This window comes from Bauldia sp. (assembly GCA_037200845.1).
Taxonomy (GTDB): Bacteria; Pseudomonadota; Alphaproteobacteria; order Rhizobiales; family Kaistiaceae; genus DASZQY01.
Window position 1 is genome coordinate 26,374 of the sequence record JBBCGQ010000001.1, and the last position, 19,011, is coordinate 45,384.

Genomic DNA, 19,011 nt, shown 5'->3' on the forward strand with positions numbered 1-19,011 from the left:
GAGATGACCGCCGCGCCGGCCTCAGCCGAGGCCATGCTTCACGAATTGGCCCATCGCAAACAGGGCCACGCCCTGCCCGGCCCGTTCTACAGGGACGCCGAGTTCTACCAGCTCGACCTCGACCTTCTCTTCCACAAGGAATGGATCTTCGCCGGCCACGACTGCGAGATCCCGAAGGCCGGCGATTTCTTCACGCTGCAGGTCGGCCAATACCCGCTGATCGTCGCGCGCGGCAACGATGGCAAGATCTACGCCCACCACAACACCTGCCGCCACCGCGGCTTCAAGGTGTGCGACGTCGCCCACGGCTCGGTGAAGCGTTTCGTCTGCCCCTACCACCAGTGGAGCTACGATCCCGACGGCCGTCTCGTGCGCGCCCGCGCCATGGACCAGGAAGATTTCAACGCCGGCGAGTACGGCCTCAAGCCGGCGCATGTCGCCAGCGCCGGCGGCTACATCTTCGTCTGCGTCGCGAAAGACGCGCCGGACTTCGCGCCCTTCCGCGACATGGTCTCCCCTTACTTCGCGCCCTTCGACGTGTCGAACGCCAAGGTCGCGCACGAGTCGACCATCGTCGAGGAAGGCAACTGGAAGCTCGTGCTGGAAAACAACCGCGAGTGTTACCACTGCGCCGGTTCCCATCCCGAGCTATGCCGCACCTTCCCCGAGGCGCCGTCGTTCATGCGCACCACCAACGCGCAGGGCGAAGGCGTCATCGAAAAATTCTGGAATGCGCGCGAGGCCGAGGGGATACCCAGCCGCTTTCAGATCGCCGACAACGGACAATATCGCGTCTCGCGCATTCCGCTCATGGACGACGGCCGCTCGTTCACCATGAACGGCAAGCCGGCGGTGAAGAAGCTGGTCGGCCACCTGCCCCAGCACGGCGACCTCGGCACGCTGATGTTCTTCCACTTCCCGTCGAGCTGGAATCACTTCCTCGCCGACATGGTCATCTCCTTCCGCGTCCTGCCCATCGGGCCGAAGCAGACCGCGGTCACCACCAAGTGGCTGGTCAACAAGGACGCCGTCGAGGGCGTCGACTACGACCTTAAGACGCTGACCGAGGTGTGGGTAGCGACCAACGACCAGGATCGCACTCTGGTCGAGCGCAACCAGCGCGGCATCGACAGCCCGGCCTACGAACCCGGCCCCTATTCGCTCGACTACGAGGACGGCGTCATCCAGTTCATCGACTGGTACACCCAGACCATGACGGACCGCCTGACCGGCGGCGCCGGCCGCTTGCGGAGTGTGGCGTGAGGTCGCGTTGGCACGCGCTCTGCATCGGCACAGTCTCGTACAGTTGAGTCGTCCGAATCGAGATTGGGGGTTCTGATGATGCTTGATAATGAAACGGCCGTCCGCCTGCGCGCCTACGCCATCTGGGAGGCCAGCGGCCGCCCGCATGGCCGCGACAAGGACCACTGGTTCCAGGCCGCGCGCGAAATCGCGCTGGTTGTGCCCGCCCCGGGCGCCGTCACGCGCCTCCGCCAGGCCGCAAAGGCGGCTGCCCGCACTGCCGCGGTGAAGAAGGAACGCGCCTAGTCGTATTCCCGAGCCGCCTCGGCGAGGCAGCCGAGGACATAGGGCGCGAACGACCGCCACACCTCGATGTGGAAGGCTTCCGGCGCCGTGCGCCAGAGCACGATCTCGGCCTTGCCGAACAGCGTGCGCGTGCACATCCCAACCGGGAAAGACTCGATGTGCAGGTCAAGCGCGTTGAACGCGTTGATCGCATCCGCCGCCCGCGGACCGCTGACTCCGATCGCTACCTGACGATCCGAAACCTCGACGACGCTCGCCATCGGTATCGTCATCGCCTGCCCGTCGGGCGCCAGCACCAGCCACTCGTCGGGCCCCAGCCACAGCGCCGACACCGTGCCGTTGGTCGCCGCCCGGCACGCCTCGCGCGGCAGCGTCACGCCGTAGCCGCCAAACGCCGCCGGATCGCCGCGCACGATGTAGCGCGTCCCTTCGGGAAGGATCGTGACGATCACCCCCGCCATGACGTCGCTCCCTCACCCTTCGCACCTAGGCGAGGCCCTCTCCCACAAGGGGAGAGTAGACCAACGAACAGCGCGGAGTGTTCCCCTCTCCCCTTGTGGGAGAGGGCTCGTTCTCTTGGCGAGGCAAAGCCGGGCCTAGAGAAAGAGGGTGAGGGGGCCGCGGTGCTAACCATTGAGCCGCTCCCCCTTCGGATCGTAGAAGACCGGGTCGGTCACCTCGACCTCGATCGCGCCTTCCGGCATCGGCACGAAGAACCGCTGGCCCTTCTCGGCATTGGCGACCAGCGCCAGCGCAATTGATCGGCCAAGCACCGCGCTCATGTACGATGAGGTGACGTGCCCGAGCATCGTCATCGGGATCGCCTGCGTCGGGTCGGCGACGACCTGCGCGCCCTCCTCCACGACGACCTTGGGATCGACGGTGAACAGCCCGACCAGCTTCTTGCGGCCCGCACGCCTGAGCTCCGGCATCGCCAGCGAGCGCTTGCCGATGAAGTCGGGCTTGGTCTTGCCGATCATGCCGCCAAGTCCGAGATCGTCCGGCGTCGTCGTGCCGTCCGTCTCTTGCCCGACGATGACGTAGCCCTTCTCGGCGCGCAGCACGTGCATCGCCTCGGTGCCGTAGGGCACGATGCCGTACGCCTTGCCGGCGGCGAACACCGCCTCCCACACCATGCGCCCGTGCCGCGACGGCACGTTGATCTCGAAGCCGAGCTCGCCGGTGAACGAAACGCGGAACAGCCTGAGCGGCACGCCGCAGATCTTGCCGAGCCGCATGCTCATGTGCGGCATCGCCGCGGCGCTGAGATCGATGCCCTCGACCAGCGGCGCGATCACGTCGCGCGCCCGCGGCCCCTGCACCGCGATCACCGCCCACTGCTCGGTGGTCGACGTCAGCCACACCCGAAGATCGGTGAACTCGGTCTGGATGTAATCCTCGAGCTGATGCAGCACGCGCGGCGCGCCGCCGGTCGTCGTCGTGACGTGGAACCGATCCGGCGCCAGCCGCGCCACGACACCGTCGTCCATCACGAATCCGGTCTCGGTCAGCATCAGTCCGTAGCGGCAGCGGCCGGGATCGAGCTTCGTCCACGAATTCGTGTAGATACGGTTGAGAAACTCCGCCGCATCCGGCCCGACCACCTCGATCTTGCCCAGCGTCGTCGCATCGAAAATCCCAACGGCGGAACGCACCGCGCGGCACTCGCGCGCCACCGCCGCATCCATGTCCTCGCCGGCCTGCGGGAAGTATCTCGCCCGCCGCCATAGGCCGACGTCCTCGAACACCGCGCCCTGTTCCTCGGCCCAGCCGTACATCGGCGTCTTGCGCAGCGGGTCGAACAACTCGCCGCGCTGATGGCCGGCCAGCGCGCCGAAGGTCACCGGCGTGTACGGCGTGCGGAACGTCGTCAGCCCGACCTCGGGAATCGACTTGTCGAGATCGTCGGCGACGATGGCCAGCGCGTTCATGTTCGACGTCTTGCCCTGGTCGGTCGCCATGCCGGTCGTCGTGTAGCGCTTGACGTGCTCGATCGAGCGGAAGCCTTCGCGCGTCGCGAGCTTCAGGTCCTTGGCCGTGACGTCGTTCTGGAAGTCGACGAAGGCCTTCGCCATCGGCCCACGATTGTGCGGCAGCGCGCCAATGAAGCCGCCGTTCGGCGCCGCGACGCCGGTGACATGGAACAGCCGCCCGGAGGCATCGCGCCGCGCCGCGGATTCGCCGGCGGCGTAGCCTTCCGCCAGCACATGCGCCAGTTCGTAGGTGCCGCGGCACGAACCGGCCGACCGCTCGCGCTGCACCGACGTGCCGGGCACGAACGCCTCCAGCGCCTCGTCGTAGCGCAGCCTGCCGCGCGACTGAGAGAAGAGATGCACGCTCGGCGTCCACCCACCCGACATGATCAGCAGGTCGCAGTCCAGCTTCTCGCGCCCGCGCACCCTGCCGTTCCGCTCGACCGCGCCGATCTCCGCCGCCTTGATGCGCAGCCGCCCGTGCGTGCCGCAGATCGAGGTCGATGGCCACACCGCAATGCGCGCGTCGAGCGCCGCCGCGACCTCCGGGCCGTCCGGCTGCGGACGCAGGTCGCAGATCGCGGCGATGGTGACGCCCGCCTGATGCAGGTCGAGCGCGGCGGTGTAGGCCGTGTCGTCGGCCGCCATGACGACGGCGCGCACGCCAGGCTTGACGCCGAACCGGTTGAGATAGAGGCGCGCGGAATCGGCGAGCATCACGCCCGGCCGGTCGTTCTCCGGAAACACCAGCGGCCGCTCGATCGCGCCAGTAGCCAGCACGACTTCCTTCGCCCGCACCTGCCACAGCCGCTCGCGCGGCAAGTTCGGATCGAGGTCGGCAAGATGGTCGGTGACCCGCTCGGCAAGCCCCATGAAATTTTCGGCGTAGTAGCCGAACGCGGTCGTCCGCGGCAGCAGCGTCACGCGCTCGTTGTCGGCGAGCGTCGCCACCGCACTCTGCACCCAGTCGGCCACGGGGCGCCCGTCGATGGTGGCGTTCGCCTCATGCAGCAGCGTGCCGCCGAACTCCGCCTGCTCGTCGCAGAGAATGACGCGGGCGCCCCTCTCCGCCGCCGCGAGCGCCGCTGCCAGACCTGCCGGCCCGCCCCCCGCGATCAGCACGTCGCAATGGGCGAAGCGGTGCAGGTAACGGTCGGGATCGGGCGACTTCGGCGCCTTGCCGAGGCCGGCCGCCGCGCGGATCACAGGCTCGTAGACATGCTTCCAGAAGGCACGCGGCGCCATGAAGGTCTTGTAGTAGAAGCCCGCCGGAAACAGAGGCGCCAGCGCATCGTTGACCGCGCCGATGTCGGCGGAAAGCACGGGCCAGCGGTTCTGGCTGATCGTGCTCAGTCCCTCGTAAATCTCGACCTGCGTCGCGCGCAGGTTCGGCGCCTCGCGCCCGCCGCCGCGATTGACCGTCACCAGCGCATTCGGTTCTTCCGCGCCGGCGGAAAGAATGCCGCGCGGCCGGTGATACTTGAACGACCGGCCGACAAGATGGACGCCGTTCGCCAGCAGCGCGGAAGCCAGCGTATCGCCCGCAAGGCCGGAGTAGCTGCGGCCGTCGAAAGAAAATTGCACCGGCTTCGACCGGTCGATGCGCCCGCCGGACGCGGTGCGGAATTCGTTCATCGCCGCACGTCCGGGATCTGCAATTGCGCCAACAGCGCATCGCCGTCCGGCTGCGGCTCGCCCGCCTTGTAGGTCGCGACGATCCGGTCGCTCACGGTGTGGCGCACGGCGTTGAAATAGCGCGCGCAGCCGTAGTTGTGCCGCCAGCGCTCGTAATGCAGCCCCTTGGGATTGGTCCGCATGTAGAGGAAATCCGACCACGCGCGCTCGTCGGAATTCGCCGGGTCGCTCGGCCGCGCCATGTGCGCCTCGCCGGCGTAGCGAAACTCGATCTCCGGGCGCGGTCCACAGTGGGGGCAAGGGATGAGCAGCATCAGTGCGCCACCGCCGCCGCCGCCGCCTCGTCGATAAGCCGCCCGGTGCGGAACCGTTCAAGCGTGAACGGCGCGACGTAAGGATGCGGCTCGTCCTTCGCGACGGTCGCGGCAAAGACGTTACCCGAGCCCGGCGTCGCCTTGAAGCCGCCGGTGCCCCAGCCGCAGTTCACGTAGAGGCCCTTGACCGGCGTCAGGCCCATTATTGGCGAGCGATCCGGCGTCACATCGACGATGCCGCCCCAGTTCCTGAGCATCTTCATGCGCCGGAAGATCGGGAAGAGTTCCGCGATCGCATCGACGGTGTGCGTCGCGATGTGCAGCCCGCCGGTCTGGCTGTAGGAAACGTAGGCGTCGGTGCCGGCCCCGATCACCAACTCGCCCTTGTCGGATTGCGAGATGTAGGCGTGGATGGTGTTCGACATGACCACGCATGGGAACACCGGCTTCACCGGCTCCGACACCAGCGCCTGCAGCGGGTAGCTTTCCAGCGGCATGCGCACGCCGGCCATCGCCATGATGACCGATGTGTGCCCGGCGGCAACGACGGCGATTTTCTTCGCGCGGATGGTGCCGCGCGTCGTCTCGACGGCGTTGACCGAGCCGTCGGCAGCACGGCCGATGCCGGTGACTTCGCAGTTCTGGATGATGTCTACCCCGCGCGCATCGGCGCCGCGGGCAAAGCCCCACGCGACGGCGTCATGGCGCGCGGTGCCGCCGCGCCGTTGCAGCGCCGCGCCCACGACGGGATAACGCATATCCTTCGACGTGCTGAGCGGCGGGCAGAAGGCCTTCGCTTCCTCCGGTGTCAGCCACTCGTTGTCGATGCCGTTGAGGCGGTTGGAGTGGATGTGGCGCTTGAACACCTGGATGTCGTGCACCGTGTGCGCCAGCATCATCACGCCGCGCGGCGAGTACATGACGTTGTAGTTGAGCTCCTGGCTGAGATTTTCCCAGAGCTTGACCGAGTGCTCGTAGATCGCGGCGCTCTCGTCCCACAGGTAGTTGGAGCGGATGACGGTGGTGTTGCGGCCGGTGTTGCCGCCACCGAGCCAGCCCTTCTCCACCACCGCCACGTTGGTGATGCCGTGCTCGGCCGCGAGATAGTACGCCGTCGCCAGCCCATGCCCGCCGCCGCCGACGATGACGACGTCATACTCGCGCTTGGGTTCAGGCGACCGCCACTGCTGCCCCCAGTCCTGATGACCGGTCAGCGCGTTGCGGGCGAGGGAAAGGAAGGAAAAGCGGGACACGGATGATTAGAAGCAAATAGGCGGCGGTTTGCCAAGGAGGCATAGGCGTACGGCACCCTCCTTTGCCTCCCCTCTGCTGTCATCCTTCGGCGCCGCGGAGCGCCGACCGGAGGACCGGCTTCAGCAAGAGCCGCCATACGGGACGAGAATGGTCCTCCGGTCGAGGCCTACCGGCTCGCCGAAGGATAACAGCAGAGGGGATACAGGCAGCGATCTGGAGTTATGGTGGTGCCGGCGTCGCCGTAGTCCCATCCAGATTGAACGTCGCCAGATAAGCAATGACGTTGGCGATGTCGGTATCGTTGGGCAGGCCGACGAAACTCATCTTGTTCCCCGGCACGACTTTCCGCGGCGACTTGAGATACGCGGCGAGCGTCGGCTCGTCCCACGTCAGGCCGGAATTCTTCATCGCGTCGGAGAAGGTGTAGCCCGGCACGATGCCGGCCTTCTGCCCGACAATGCCGTTGAGGATCGGGCCGGTCGCGTTCTGGGCGGTCGGGCCGACCTGATGGCACTGCGAGCATTTGCCGAACACGGCCTGGCCGGCGACCGGATCGCCGGCAGCGAAAGCCGTCGCACCCAGGGGTGCGACGGCCAGGAGGAGGGTCAGTGCGACACGCTTCACGTTCATCATCCTCTAGGTCGGGATCAACGCCCCCGGGCTCTTGAGGTACTTGTTCTTCAACGCATCCGCCATCCAGTAGGCCAGCGCGCCGACCGGCCCGGTCGGGTTCTTGCCCGCGTTCTGCGGGAAGACGCTGGCGCCGGTGACGAACACGTTCGGCACGTCCCATACCTGCAGGTACTTGTTGACGACGCTGGTCTTGGGATCGGCGCCCATCACCGTGCCGCCGGTGTTGTGCGTGCTCTGGTAGGGCACGACCGAGTACGGCTTCGCCGGCAGGCTCGTGGCGATGACCTTGGCGCCCATCTCCTTGGCGATTGCCGCGGAGATGTCGCGCGCCGCAGCCATCTGCTTCCACTCGTTGTCCTGGAAGTCGAAGGTCATGCGCATCATCGGCCGGCCGAACGAGTCGGTGTAGGTCGGGTCGAGGTCGAGGTAGTTCTGGCGGTACGACATCACCGAACCCTGGCTGCCGACGCCGACGGTGTGGTTGTAGGCGGCGACCACCGCCTTCTTCCAGTCGGAGCCCCACTTGGGCGTGCCCGGCGGCGTCGGGTGATAGCCGATCGGACGGCCGCCGGACGAGCCGGCGCTGATCCCGCCGCCGCCGATGTAGCCGGCCTTGGCGAAGTCGTACGAATCGCCGTTGAAATCGTCCATGCACATCGACAGCGCGCCGGCGCCCATGAACGGATTGGTGATGACGTCCTCGCCGAAGAAGGCGGTGGCGCCGCCGCCGCCCTGGTAGGCGTAGTTGCGCCCCACCACGCCCTCGCCCGTCTTCGGGTCGTAGGCCTTGCCGATCTTCGAGTAGAGCAGCAGGTGGACGTTGTTGAGCGCGAACGCCGAGACGATCACGATATCCGCCGGCTGCTCCATCTCGTTGCCGAGCGGATCGAGATAGGTGACGCCGGTCGCCTTCTTGCCGTCCGAGTCCATGTTGATCTTCAGAACCTGCGAGCGGGTGCGCAGCTCGAAGTTCGGATTCTTCATGGCGATCGGGATGACCGTGAAGTGCGGCGATGCCTTTGCGTCGGCCTCGCAGCCGAAGCGCTCGCAGAAGCCGCAGTAGTGGCACTGGTTGAACTTCACGCCGTCCGGGTTGGTGTACGCCCGCGAAGCATTGGCCGCGGGCGACGGGAACGGGTGGTAGCCGAGCGACCGCGTCGCCTTGTCGAACATCGTCATGGCCTGTGACCAGACCAGCGGCGGGTTCGGATACTCCGACTTCCGCGCCCCTTCGAAGACGTTGCCGCCGTCGATCTTGGTGCCGTTTAGATTGCCGGCCTTGCCCGAGATCGCCGCCGTCTTCTCGAACATGTCGTAGTACGGCTCGAGCTCGGCGTAGCTGATGCCCCAGTCCTGGAGCTGCATGTCGGCCGGAATGATGCCCTTGCCGTATTTCGACACCGTGCGGCTGTAGGCCTCGTGGTCCCATTCCATGAAGCGCCAGGTGACGCCGTTCCAGTGCACGCCGGCGCCGCCGACGCCGGTGCCCGGCAGGAACGAGCCGAGCCGCCGCATCGGGAGCGCGGTCTGATCGCCCGTGTTGCGGAAGGTCAGCGTCTCCTGCGTCGTATCGATCATCAGGTCGGTACGGTTGGCGAAGCGGATCTCGTCATCCTTGCCCGGCTCGAGGAAGTCTGGATCGGTCGTGCGCGGTTTGCCGCGCTCGAAGGCGACGATTTTGAGGCCCGTGCTAGCAAGTTCCTTGGCGAGAATGCCGCCGGTCCAGCCGAAGCCGATGATCGCGATATCAACGGGTGGAAGTTTCGTGGCCATGATCTTTTTCCTCCCGCCCTACGCGAAATCTTGAATGGATTGCGGATCGGCCGTGTACGGCTTGTTCCGGTATTGCTCGATCAGTTGCGTGTACATCCCGGCAACGCCCGGGAAGCCGATCATCTTCCAGACCGATTTGCCCTGGTTGCCGCCATAGATCGGGTCGCCGAAGTAGCCCTCCTGCACGAGGTTATAGAGGTGGTCGAAGACGACCTTGGACGGCACGGTGGCGAACGTGACCTTGCCGCCGTCGATGTCGGTCAGTATCGCGTTGCGATCCGCCGGCTGCAGGTTGTCGAAGGTGTTGCCTTTGGTCTTCTGCGAGTACGCCGCGAGATCGACGAGGCCGGCGCGGATCAGTTCCGCCGGCGTCAGCGGAAGCTGGTAGCCCTGCGATGGGGTCGCGATATCGGGGCGGAACGGCCCCTGCATGTTGAGACGCGCGGCCGAGCCGTAAGCGCCGCCGAGCTGCCGGTCGATGTAGATGTGCACGCCCGCTTCGACGCCGCCGGGCCCGGTCGCGTCGGCCGGGATCAGCGTGTCGACGATCGCGGTGATGACGGCGCCTTCGTCGGGGTTGAAGAAGAGGAAACCGGTGTTGGTGTTCACGCCCGCGGCCGGCGCGTTCGCCGGCATCGGCATTTTCATGGTCTCTTCGGCGCGCGGTGCCTGAGACGGCAAAGCACTGGCTACGCCGGCAACGCCGACGACCTTGAGAAAGTCGCGGCGCCCGAGTTTGGGCGTTTCAGAATCGGATTTGGACATTGGTGCTCCCTAGATTTGACTTTGGGTCGATCGCGATGGGAGCGGTCGGCGGGAGCAAATCGACACCCGAACTGGAGTAATTCAAAAACAAGAAGATGTGATGCTGGGGCGGCGATTTGGCGTTTGCACTGTTCAAACCGGAACAGACATTTGCGACTCACTCGCGCAGCAAATCGCCGCCGGAAAACCGGCGGCGATTTGATTCAAATGCAGACCTGTAAGCTGGCTTACTTGCTGCCGCGCGACGACTTGCGTCCGCCCGACGAGCGCTTGCTCGCCGCCGACTTGCGCGTCGAAGATCTGCGCGCGGGAGACTTCCGCGTCGCGGACTTAGGGCTGCCGGTGGACGCCTTGCGGCCGCTCGACGAGCGCGACGAAGACGAACGGGAAGACGATGAACGCTTCGCCGGCACCTTCTTGCCTTCGCGCCGCGCTTCCGCAAGTCCGATCGCGATCGCCTGCTTGCGGCTGGTCACCTTCTTGCCGCTGCCGCCGCTCTTCAGCGTACCGGTCTTGCGCTCGTGCATTGCGCGCTCGACTTTATTGCTGGCGGCCTTCGAATATTTGCGGGCCATGATTGACGCTCCTAGCTGACGCACCCCGTCAGTAGAAATCGCCAGCCGCAAGGATGGTTCCGTCCGTCACAGCGCCGCTTGCCGGCTAGGCGCGCTCCAGCGCCATCGCCACGCCTTGCCCGACGCCAACGCACATCGTCGCGAGGCCGTAGCGCCCGCCGCGCGCCGCGAGCTCCAGCGCCACGTCGGCGGCAAGCCGCGCGCCGGACATGCCGAGCGGGTGGCCATAGGCAACGGCGCCGCCGTTCGGGTTGACGTGCTCCGCGTCGTCGGCAAGTCCGAGCTGGCGCAGGCACACCAGCGCCTGGCTGGCGAACGCCTCGTTCAGCTCCACCACATCGAAGTCGCCGATCTTCAGCCCGAGCCGCTCCATCAGCTTGCGCGTCGCCGGGATCGGCCCGATGCCCATGACGCGCGGCGGCACGCCGGCCGTCGCCATGCCGACGACGCGCGCGATCGGCGTCAGGCCCAGCCGCGCCGCCGCCTCGCCCGATGCGACCACCAGCGCCTGCGCGCCGTCGTTGACGCCGGAGGCGTTGCCGGCGGTGACGGTGCCGTTCGGCCGCACGATCGGCTTCAGCTTCGCGAGTGCCTCGATCGTCGTGTCGCCGCGCGGATGTTCGTCCTCGCTGACGAGGATGGCGCCACCCTTGCCGACTGGGGCGGCGACAGAAACGATGCGCGCCGTCAGCGTGGCCGCCTCCTTCGCCTTCGCCGCGCGTTGCTGCGAGCGGAGCGCAAACGCATCCTGGTCGGCGCGCGTCACCTGATAATCGTCGGCGACGTTCTCCCCGGTCTCGGGCATCGAATCGACGCCGTACTGCGCCTTCATCAGCGGATTGATGAAGCGCCAGCCGATGGTCGTGTCGTAGATGTCGGCGCTGCGCTGGAACGCGCCTTCGGCCTTCGCCATCGCCAGCGGCGCCCGCGTCATCGACTCCACGCCGCCCGCGATCGCGACGTCGATCTCGCCGGCACGGATCGCCCGCGCCGCCGTGCCGACCGCATCGAGGCCCGAAGCGCACAGCCGGTTGAGCGTCGTCCCCGGCACGCTGTCCGGCAACCCGGCAAGCAGCGCCGCCATGCGCGCCACGTTGCGGTTGTCCTCGCCCGCCTGGTTGGCGCACCCGAGGAAGACTTCATCGACCGCGCCGGCGATTTGCGGATGCCGCGCGATCAATTCGCGGATCGGGATCGCCGCAAGGTCGTCGGTGCGCACCCGCGCCAGCGCCCCGGCATAGCGGCCGATGGGCGTGCGCACGGCAGCGCAGATGAAGGCATCGCGGCTCATGTATCTTCTCCGTGCGCCTTTGCCGTCCGCGCTTGCAGATCGCGCAGCACGCCAAGTTCGGTCTCCGTCGGCGGCGGCGTCACGCCGACCTCTGCCGCGAACCGCACCGGCCACGCACACTGCGCCTGCACCTGTTCGCGCGTCACGCCGGGATGTAGCGCCACGACCGCCAGCTCGCGCGTCGTGGGATCCGGCTCGAACACGCAGAGATCGGTCATCACGCGTGTCGGTCCCTTGGTCTTCAGTCCGAGCTTCTCGCGGTCGCCCGGACCGCCGCCGTGGCCGAGCGAGGTGATGAAATCGAGTTTGTCGACGAAGGCGCGCTTCGACATCGCCATCGTGATGAAGATTTCGCCGCAGCACGCCGCGATCTCCGGCGCCCCGCCGCCGCCCGGTAGCCTGACCTTCGGATGATCGTACGGGCCGACCACCGTCGTGTTGAGGTTGGCGTAGCGGTCGATCTGCGCGCCGCCGAGGAAGCCGACCGTGATGCGCTCGCCCTGCAGCCAGTAGCGGAACATCTCCGACACCGGCACCGTCGTCAGCGCCGTGTCGCACAGCTCGCCGTCGCCGATCGACAGCGGCAGCACCTCGGGCTTGGTGTCGATAGTGCCCGACTCGTAGATCAGCGTGATCCCCGGCGCGTGCGTACGCCGCGCGAGGTTGCATGCCGCCGACGGCGCGCCGATGCCGACGAAGCAGACGTCGTCGTTGCCGAGGGCGCGCGCCGCAGCGACGGTCATGATCTCGGAAGGCGTATACGCGCTCATGACGCCCTCGCGTGCCGGGCGAAAGCCGACACGTCCTTGCCGAGCACATTCTCCTTCATCCACGCCGTGAACGTGTCGCGCTCCTTCGCGATCGCGTCCCACGCCTTGTAGAAGGCGTTGGCGCGCTTGTAGTAGCCCTGCGCGTACGAGGGAAACGCGCCGCCCGGCACGACGGCAATCGCCGACACGGTCCACGACGGCAGGATGATCGCGTTGCGGCTGCGTTCGCCGAAATCCCCGACAATCTCCTCGACCGTGACCACCGAACGCCGCGCCGCCAGCACCGCCTCTTTCTGCACGCCGACGATGCCTTCGAGCAGCACGTTGCCCTCGCGGTCGGCGCGCAGCGCGTGGATGACAGCGACATCGGGCCGGATCGCCGGCACCGTCGCCAGCACCTCGCCGGTATACGGGCAGGTGACGGACCGGATCGCCGGATTAACCCGCACCAGTTCGACGCCGCGATAGCCGCGGAACACCGCGAACGGCAGGTTCGCCGCGCCGGCGTCGTAAGCATTGGCCATCGCGGCGTGCGAATGTTCCTCGATCGCCAGCGGTCCCGGCCAGCCGTTCTCGACTGCGTCGCGCAGGCGATAGAGCGAGCCGACGCCTGGGTTGCCGCCCCACGAAAACGTCAGCTTCTCCGCCGCGCCCATGCCGATGAGCTGGTCGTAGATCAGGTCCGGCGTCATGCGGATCAGCTTCAGGCGTTTGCGCCCCTGCCGGATCACCTCATGGGCCGCCGCAAACGGGATGAGGTGCGTGAACCCCTCCATCGCCACTGCGTCGCCATCGCGGACGTTGGCGGCGATTGCATCGTGCAGGGAAAGAAACTCGGCCATCGACAGAACTCGGTCTCCACATCCCACTCGGCGCACATTGACGCGTGCCGCTTGTTCGTTTATCGAACATATGTTCGTTTAGCGACCGGATATTCGACGAGGCCTCCCTCTATGTCAACGGCAAAGCCGAGCGCCTTCAGCAGCAGCCCGGAGTACATGGCGACGCTCGCCAAAGGCCTGGCGGTGCTGGGCGCCTTCGGCGAACAGCGCCCGGCGATGACCCTGTCGGCCGCCGCCGCCGCCTCCGGCCTGTCGCGCGCCGCAGCCCGCCGCGTGCTGCTCACCCTTGCCGACCTCGGCTACGTCACACAGCGCGGCCGCGACTTCGCACTGGCGCCGCGCATCCTCGAGTTGGGCTTCGCCTATCTTTCGACCCAGTCGTGGCTCGACCGCGCCGAGCCGCTGATGAAGGAACTGAGCCACGATGTGCAGGAGTCGTGCTCGGCCGCGATCCTGCAGGGCAGCGAGATCGTCTACGTCGCGCGCATGCCGGCGCCGCACCGCCTGATGTCGGTGACCATCGCGGTCGGCACGCGCCTCCCCGCCTTCCACACCTCGCTCGGACGCGTGCAGTTGGGCTTCCTCGACGACGCCGAGTTGGCGAAACGCTGGGCCGCGAGCCCGAAGGCGCGGCTGACCGACAAAGCAATCGACGGCAAGGCGGCGCTCATCGCCCGCATCCGGGCCGACCGCGCCCAGGGCTGTGCCATCGTCGACGAGGAACTGGAGAAGGGCCTGCGCTCGATCGCGGTCCCGATCGTGACCAGAAGCGGCGAGGCCGTCGGCGCGATCAACCTCTCCGCTCATTCCAGCCGCACGACGAAGGCCGATCTCCGCGACCGCTTCCTGCCGAAACTCGAGGCCGTCGCCCGCGCCATTTCGCGCACGCTGATCTGATCGGACGCCGCGTTTGAGCAGTCCGTCGGAGGCGTGCTGCGTGGCCCGGGTCGATGTGCGCCGCTGGAAACATATCCGACCATCGGCAGTTGTACGCGCGCCGTCAGCACGAACGCCGCCAGTCGTGAAAGTCCGCGGATGTGCGTCACGTATTCGAGATGGCTACCTCCCCGAGCTTCATGAATTTCCCTCATTCCATCTTTCGGAATATCCTTGGAGGCGGCGGCGCGGCGTGAAGCCACGACCCGGTGGGCGCGGAGCATGTCGGCGAAGGAGCGCGGGGATGGATGAGCGCTTATTTGACCGTCGTCTCGCCGAAGCCGTCGCCGCGATCTACTCGGCGGCGCCGGTGCCGTCGTCGTGGCCGAATACGCTGCAGGCGATTGCCGACGTCTTCGACGACTTTGGTGCGATTATGCTCTACCAGCGCGGCGACGGCAGCAGCGCCAGCATCGTTTCGCCGTCGATGGCGCCGGCCCAGGCCGCCTATGCCGACGAATGGTGGCGCCAGGACGTCCGCTTCCTGCGAGCGATCGAGCGGGGCTACCTCGCGGCGGGCGACATGCTGACCGACCGCCACGTCGTGACCGACGCCGAGATCTCCACGCTGCCGTTCTACACGGAGTTTCTGGCGAACCAGAACCTTGCCTGGTTCGCGGGCGCGAACATCTCTCCCGATCCGCATTTGGTCGCCGGCCTGTCCATCCAGCGGGTTCGGGGGAGGCCCGCATTCAGCGCTGCCGAGCTGTCGACGTTGGGGTGGCTGAGCCGGCACGTGGAAAATTCGTTGCGTCTCGGCGCGCGCCTTTTTGCAGCGGAGCTGACCAACCTTGCCCTCGAGGAGGCACTGACGCGGCTCGATGTCGGCGTGTTCCTGGCCGACGCCTCCGGCAGCATGTCGCCGGCCAACCAGATCGCGTCGCAGCTCATCGGGAGTGCGCTTGTGCTGTCGAACGGCCGGCCGATGGCCCGCTTCGAACCCGAACGCACGCTGCTGCGGGAAGCAGTTGCCGCCGCCGTTGCCGGACCGGCCGATCCCAGACATGCGCCGCGGCCGATCGTCATTCACGGCGTCGGAGAAACGAAATACGCCGTCGCCTACGTGCTGCCCGTCGCCGCCGCGGGCATCCACTCCTTCGGGCTTGAACTCGCCGACGTGCGGGCGCTGGTCATCGTTCGCCGCGCCGGTCGGGGTGATCCGATCGACCCGTCGCTGGTGCGCGATATTCTCAATCTGACCCTGGGCGAGTCGCGCGTCGCCGCGCTCGTCGGCGCCGGCATCCCGCCGAAGGCGGCGGCCGAGCGGCTGGGCATCACCGAGGAGACGGTGCGCACCGTGCTGAAGCGCGTGTTCGCGAAGACCGGAATTTCCCGCCAGGGAGACTTGGCCGCGCTGCTGACTCGGCTGGTCCTCGGCTGACGCCATCGACGGCGCCGAGGCGCGGCTTACTTGTGGCAGCCCGCCACGTTCAACTGCGCCTGCCATTCGAAATTCAGCCGGTAGACCAGAGTGCCGGCGGGCGCTTCGTCGCCGAATTTTCCGTCGGTCACCTTAACGTTGGCGATGATCGGCTCCTGCGGCACGCCGCCCTCGTCGGTGTATTCGGCGTAGACCGTCATCTTCCCGACGAGCAACCCCTTTTCGGTTACGGCGAGGTTGGTTTCCTCGAAGGTCTCCGGCGTTGCCATGCCGCCGGTGTTCCACCGGCCGGTAAAGTGGACGTGGCCGTCGTCGCTGAACGCGATCCGGCCCTTTGCGAGGTCGTCGGGCTGGTCGCTGTCGAGCCGAATCAGGCTGAACTGGCAGCTATAGCCGCTGTAGCGCGTCGTCAGCTTCAGGTTGGAGAAGTCGAACGCAAGCGGCGAGATGTCGAAGTTGGGATCGGGCTTCACCTCGATCGTGTAGTGCTTGAATTTCGCCAGGAAATCGGACGTGTCGTCGGCAAGCCCCGGCGTCGCCGCGGCAAGCAGCAGAGCACCGGCAAGAACGAAGGCGGCAGCGCGCTTACGCATCGAACAGCAGTCCATAGGCGTGCGGCAGCTTTGGCTCCATGAAGATGCGCTCGGCAATTTCGTCGTGCGGCAGGCCGAACGCAGCTTCGATCGCGGCGGCGCAGATCGTGCGGTAGTCGAGGGTCGAGGCGAGATCGCGCCCCTCGAACATCTCCTTGTCGCCGAGCCCGGGCCAGTTAGCGACCACGCTCGCCTTCTTGAGCAGGCCGCCGGCGATCAGGGCCGCGGTGCCCCAGCCGTGGTCGGTCCCGGCGGAGCCGTTTTCCTGCACCGTGCGGCCGAACTCGGTGAGCGTCAGGATGATGCTGTTCTTCCAGGCGTCGCCGAGACCGTGTTTGTAGTTGAGGAAAATCTGATCGACGATGGTGTGGCGATCGGCCTGGCGGCCTTCGTCGGCGCCCTGCTGCGAATGGGTGTCGAAGTCGGTGACGCGGATCACCGAGACGTTCGGGCCGCCGGGTTTCGCCATCTCCTTGCCGGCATGCATTGCGAGCGCGGCGGGCTCGCGGCGCCGGTCTTCGAGAGCGCCGGTGCGCATCGCCAGCTTCGCGAACGCCTCGCTGGCGTCGCCGGTGTACGCGGCCTCGAGCGCCGTCATCAGGTCGCGCGTTGGGCCCTCCGAGCCCGGAATGCTCGCTGGGTAGAGGTTATCGAGATCGGCGGCGCCACGGATCAGCAGTGGCATGTCGAGCGCCAGCGACTTGCCTGGAATGCCGGCAAGTTCCATCGCGCGGCCGAGCCAGCCGGTCTGGATCGCGAACGGTTTCGCGATGCCGGTCTGCATCAGGTTCTGGCCTTCGAAATGCGAACGCAGCGTGTAGGGGATCGAGGTGGCGTGGACGATCGCCGCCTCGCCGTTGGCGAGCATCTGCGAGAACGCGGCGAAGGAAGGATGGAGCCCGAAGAACGGGTTGAGCTTGATCGCCTTGGTCGGCACCAGATCCTTGCGCCGCTTGATCAGCGCCGGATCGCCGATCGGCGGAACGGCGGCGAGCCCGTCCATGCCGCCTTCAAGGATGATGACGCCGATCTTGCCGAGCTCGCGCGTCTGCGTGAAGCCGCGTGCGGGGAAACCGGCAAAGAAGACGCTGGCCGCGGCGCTCTGCAGTATGTGGCGGCGGGTAAGCATGGTCATGCCTCCGTGAATTCCGGACTGCAGAAGAGCAGCATGAACTTGCCGTAGTCCGACATCGGACTCTTCTCCATGAGAGCGCGCGTCTCGGGCAGCACCTGATAACGATCGGCGATGTCGTTGGCCTGAAGTTTCGGCGAGCCGGAACGCTGGGTGAGCTGCGCCAGGCGAACGCGGCGCTCCATGTGCTCCGGCGAGATCCAGTCGCTACGCGCGTCCGAGAAGCCGTTCGGCTGCCGGATGCTCCAGTTGTTCTGGCCGAGTTCGTCGAGGATTTTTTCGGGGTGGCGCTCGGCCGGACCGAACACCTCGAGTTCTTCATAGCCGACGAACAGGCTGGCGCCCGAGATACGCAGCATCTGATAGAGCCAGCACTCCGGCTGCTGGAACTTGCGCGCATCCGGCTCGGTCGCGCGCTGCAGCACCGCCTTGTTGATGGCGATCATGCTGCCCTTGCTGTCGCGCCAGGCGTTGGAGATGAAGGCGACGTCATCGGCGGTCGGCTCTTCGCGGATGAAGTGGTGCGCGAGCTTGAACGATATGAATTCGCGACCTTCGTCGCGCGTGGCGAGGAAGTCGGTCAGTTGATGCAGGCCTTCCTTGCCTTCCGGGAAAACCTGCCCGAGGACCGTCTTCTTGCCTGGCTCGTGCCAGGCTTTGCGAAACATCTGGTGCCAGCGGTCCCCAGGCGGAAAGTCCCTGTCGGGAATTTCCATGGTGTAGCCCCAGCCGGTCAACACCTTGGCGGCCTCGCGTACATCCGCCTGGGCGTAGCCCGCCTTGGGCGACAGCGAGTGTAGCTCCATCATCTCGCGCGCGAGATTCTCGTTGATGTCGGCGTAGGTGCCTTTGGCGTGAAACTCGCGACCCAATTTCGAATTTGGACCGATTGAATATTGGGCGTCGAGATACGACAGCATCGCGGGGTGTGTCTCGACGTCGTAGAGCAAGGCCGCGAAGTCGCGGACCATGTTGGCCTTGATCGCGGCGTCGGTGTAGTGGCCGAGGACGTGGGTCGACTTGCTGTTCTCGCCGATGGTGAAGTGGTTCGCCCAGAAATTGGCGAAGCGCTCGAACACCGGCGTCGGCGAGAACACTGCGTCGGCGCAGTGGCGGATGATGTCGTAGTAAATATGCGTGGTCGCGTTGTAGAGCGCGCTCCGCTTCTGTTCGGCGCTCGGGTCGTTGCTCTTCTGGAGTTTCTCCTCGCCGGACTTGTATTTGATGAGGTTGGCGACGCGCTGCTCAAGCGACCAGTTCAGCTCGGCCGGCCATGGTTTGATGTCGGGCTGGTTGAAATGGGCAATGCCGACCGATCCCGGCACCGTCTCCATCTGGGCCATCGCCCACTCCAGCACGTCGCCGGGATTCTCATCCGGGCGAAGGCCGTAGCCAACCTTGCGGGCGAAGCGAAACGAGTCGGCAGGCGACAGAGCCATCTTCCATCCGAGCGGCTATTCGGACGCCGGCGATGCCCGACGGCGTCCTTGGCTCAACCTAGAATAGATCGCTAACAAAAGGGAGGGGCTGCGTCATGCCCCATATGGGGCATGACATGCCGATCGCCGCGCCTGAATCGCGGTGAGCGGGGCGCCG

The 19,011-nt window shown here is 66.6% G+C and carries 18 protein-coding genes; 4 read left to right on the top strand and 14 right to left on the bottom strand.

Annotated features, from left to right (window positions below; genetic code table 11):
- Positions 1–3 precede the first annotated feature (3 nt).
- The gene (locus WDM94_00090; protein MEJ0011026.1) at positions 4–1,263 is read left to right on the top strand and encodes an aromatic ring-hydroxylating dioxygenase subunit alpha; all 1,260 of its coding nucleotides are present in this window, start codon (positions 4–6) and stop codon (positions 1,261–1,263) included.
- 75 nt (positions 1,264–1,338) lie between these two features.
- Positions 1,339–1,548 (top strand): DUF2934 domain-containing protein, encoded by a 210-nt coding sequence (locus WDM94_00095; protein ID MEJ0011027.1) that lies wholly within the window; start codon positions 1,339–1,341, stop codon positions 1,546–1,548.
- On the opposite strand, the gene WDM94_00100 is transcribed toward WDM94_00095, so the two are convergent.
- From WDM94_00100 to WDM94_00150, 11 genes are all read right to left on the bottom strand, one after another.
- Positions 1,545–2,009 (bottom strand): sarcosine oxidase subunit gamma family protein, encoded by a 465-nt coding sequence (locus WDM94_00100; protein MEJ0011028.1) that lies wholly within the window; start codon positions 2,007–2,009, stop codon positions 1,545–1,547. The genes WDM94_00095 and WDM94_00100 overlap by 4 nt on opposite strands.
- A 165-nt stretch (positions 2,010–2,174) precedes the next feature.
- Positions 2,175–5,156 carry a sarcosine oxidase subunit alpha family protein gene (locus tag WDM94_00105; protein MEJ0011029.1) on the bottom strand — a complete coding sequence of 994 codons (2,982 nt, stop codon included), beginning with the start codon at positions 5,154–5,156 and terminating at the stop codon, positions 2,175–2,177.
- Positions 5,153–5,470: a sarcosine oxidase subunit delta gene (locus WDM94_00110; protein ID MEJ0011030.1), complete on the bottom strand. Its 318-nt coding sequence runs from the start codon at positions 5,468–5,470 to the stop codon at positions 5,153–5,155. Before WDM94_00110 ends, WDM94_00105 begins: the two co-directional genes overlap by 4 nt.
- Positions 5,470–6,723, bottom strand: a complete 1,254-nt coding sequence (locus WDM94_00115) for a sarcosine oxidase subunit beta family protein (GenBank protein MEJ0011031.1) — start codon at positions 6,721–6,723, stop codon at positions 5,470–5,472. The genes WDM94_00110 and WDM94_00115 overlap by 1 nt, the downstream gene beginning before the upstream one ends.
- Before the next feature lie 220 nt (positions 6,724–6,943).
- Positions 6,944–7,354, bottom strand: a complete 411-nt coding sequence (locus tag WDM94_00120) for a cytochrome c family protein (protein ID MEJ0011032.1) — start codon at positions 7,352–7,354, stop codon at positions 6,944–6,946.
- 6 nt (positions 7,355–7,360) lie between these two features.
- Positions 7,361–9,130: a GMC family oxidoreductase gene (locus tag WDM94_00125; protein ID MEJ0011033.1), complete on the bottom strand. Its 1,770-nt coding sequence runs from the start codon at positions 9,128–9,130 to the stop codon at positions 7,361–7,363.
- 18 nt (positions 9,131–9,148) lie between these two features.
- Positions 9,149–9,778: a gluconate 2-dehydrogenase subunit 3 family protein gene (locus tag WDM94_00130; protein ID MEJ0011034.1), complete on the bottom strand. Its 630-nt coding sequence runs from the start codon at positions 9,776–9,778 to the stop codon at positions 9,149–9,151.
- Positions 9,779–10,122: 344 nt separating this feature from the next.
- Positions 10,123–10,470 carry a DUF6496 domain-containing protein gene (locus WDM94_00135; protein MEJ0011035.1) on the bottom strand — a complete coding sequence of 116 codons (348 nt, stop codon included), beginning with the start codon at positions 10,468–10,470 and terminating at the stop codon, positions 10,123–10,125.
- A gap of 85 nt (positions 10,471–10,555) precedes the next feature.
- Positions 10,556–11,761 (bottom strand): 3-oxoadipyl-CoA thiolase, encoded by a 1,206-nt coding sequence (pcaF, locus tag WDM94_00140; GenBank protein ID MEJ0011036.1) that lies wholly within the window; start codon positions 11,759–11,761, stop codon positions 10,556–10,558.
- Positions 11,758–12,531 (bottom strand): CoA-transferase subunit beta, encoded by a 774-nt coding sequence (locus WDM94_00145; protein MEJ0011037.1) that lies wholly within the window; start codon positions 12,529–12,531, stop codon positions 11,758–11,760. Before WDM94_00145 ends, pcaF begins: the two co-directional genes overlap by 4 nt.
- A complete protein-coding gene (locus WDM94_00150; protein MEJ0011038.1) occupies positions 12,528–13,373 on the bottom strand; it encodes a CoA-transferase in 846 nt (281 codons plus the stop codon). The genes WDM94_00145 and WDM94_00150 overlap by 4 nt, the downstream gene beginning before the upstream one ends.
- Positions 13,374–13,484: 111 nt before the next feature.
- On the opposite strand from WDM94_00150, the gene WDM94_00155 reads away from it, so the two are divergent.
- The gene (locus WDM94_00155) at positions 13,485–14,270 is read left to right on the top strand and encodes an IclR family transcriptional regulator C-terminal domain-containing protein (protein ID MEJ0011039.1); all 786 of its coding nucleotides are present in this window, start codon (positions 13,485–13,487) and stop codon (positions 14,268–14,270) included.
- A gap of 283 nt (positions 14,271–14,553) precedes the next feature.
- Positions 14,554–15,690: a helix-turn-helix transcriptional regulator gene (locus tag WDM94_00160; GenBank protein ID MEJ0011040.1), complete on the top strand. Its 1,137-nt coding sequence runs from the start codon at positions 14,554–14,556 to the stop codon at positions 15,688–15,690.
- 26 nt (positions 15,691–15,716) lie between these two features.
- Here the strand turns inward: WDM94_00160 and WDM94_00165 are convergent, their stop codons facing one another.
- Genes WDM94_00165 through WDM94_00175 form a run of 3 tightly spaced genes read right to left on the bottom strand, consistent with a single transcriptional unit; the run spans position 15,717 to position 18,854 of the window.
- Positions 15,717–16,283 carry a hypothetical protein gene (locus WDM94_00165; GenBank protein ID MEJ0011041.1) on the bottom strand — a complete coding sequence of 189 codons (567 nt, stop codon included), beginning with the start codon at positions 16,281–16,283 and terminating at the stop codon, positions 15,717–15,719.
- A complete protein-coding gene (locus tag WDM94_00170; protein MEJ0011042.1) occupies positions 16,276–17,412 on the bottom strand; it encodes a DUF1501 domain-containing protein in 1,137 nt (378 codons plus the stop codon). The genes WDM94_00165 and WDM94_00170 overlap by 8 nt, the downstream gene beginning before the upstream one ends.
- A 2-nt stretch (positions 17,413–17,414) precedes the next feature.
- A complete protein-coding gene (locus tag WDM94_00175; protein ID MEJ0011043.1) occupies positions 17,415–18,854 on the bottom strand; it encodes a DUF1800 family protein in 1,440 nt (479 codons plus the stop codon).
- Between the last annotated feature and the right edge of the window lie 157 nt (positions 18,855–19,011).

Excerpts from the sequence above, each read along its gene's own strand:
- WDM94_00130 (MEJ0011034.1), bottom strand. The coding sequence starts at position 9,778 with ATGAAAATGCCGATGCCGGCGAACGCGCCGGCCGCGGGCGTGAACACC.
- WDM94_00135 (MEJ0011035.1), bottom strand. The coding sequence starts at position 10,470 with ATGGCCCGCAAATATTCGAAGGCCGCCAGCAATAAAGTCGAGCGCGCA.
- WDM94_00170 (MEJ0011042.1), bottom strand. The coding sequence starts at position 17,412 with ATGCTTACCCGCCGCCACATACTGCAGAGCGCCGCGGCCAGCGTCTTC.
- pcaF (MEJ0011036.1), bottom strand. The coding sequence starts at position 11,761 with ATGAGCCGCGATGCCTTCATCTGCGCTGCCGTGCGCACGCCCATCGGC.
- WDM94_00165 (MEJ0011041.1), bottom strand. The coding sequence starts at position 16,283 with ATGCGTAAGCGCGCTGCCGCCTTCGTTCTTGCCGGTGCTCTGCTGCTT.
- WDM94_00145 (MEJ0011037.1), bottom strand. The coding sequence starts at position 12,531 with ATGAGCGCGTATACGCCTTCCGAGATCATGACCGTCGCTGCGGCGCGC.
- WDM94_00110 (MEJ0011030.1), bottom strand. The coding sequence starts at position 5,470 with ATGCTGCTCATCCCTTGCCCCCACTGTGGACCGCGCCCGGAGATCGAG.
- WDM94_00090 (MEJ0011026.1), top strand. The coding sequence starts at position 4 with ATGACCGCCGCGCCGGCCTCAGCCGAGGCCATGCTTCACGAATTGGCC.
- WDM94_00095 (MEJ0011027.1), top strand. The coding sequence starts at position 1,339 with ATGATGCTTGATAATGAAACGGCCGTCCGCCTGCGCGCCTACGCCATC.
- WDM94_00150 (MEJ0011038.1), bottom strand. The coding sequence starts at position 13,373 with ATGGCCGAGTTTCTTTCCCTGCACGATGCAATCGCCGCCAACGTCCGC.
- WDM94_00120 (MEJ0011032.1), bottom strand. The coding sequence starts at position 7,354 with ATGAACGTGAAGCGTGTCGCACTGACCCTCCTCCTGGCCGTCGCACCC.
- WDM94_00105 (MEJ0011029.1), bottom strand. The coding sequence starts at position 5,156 with ATGAACGAATTCCGCACCGCGTCCGGCGGGCGCATCGACCGGTCGAAG.
- WDM94_00155 (MEJ0011039.1), top strand. The coding sequence starts at position 13,485 with ATGTCAACGGCAAAGCCGAGCGCCTTCAGCAGCAGCCCGGAGTACATG.
- WDM94_00125 (MEJ0011033.1), bottom strand. The coding sequence starts at position 9,130 with ATGGCCACGAAACTTCCACCCGTTGATATCGCGATCATCGGCTTCGGC.
- WDM94_00175 (MEJ0011043.1), bottom strand. The coding sequence starts at position 18,854 with ATGGCTCTGTCGCCTGCCGACTCGTTTCGCTTCGCCCGCAAGGTTGGC.
- WDM94_00100 (MEJ0011028.1), bottom strand. The coding sequence starts at position 2,009 with ATGGCGGGGGTGATCGTCACGATCCTTCCCGAAGGGACGCGCTACATC.
- WDM94_00160 (MEJ0011040.1), top strand. The coding sequence starts at position 14,554 with ATGGATGAGCGCTTATTTGACCGTCGTCTCGCCGAAGCCGTCGCCGCG.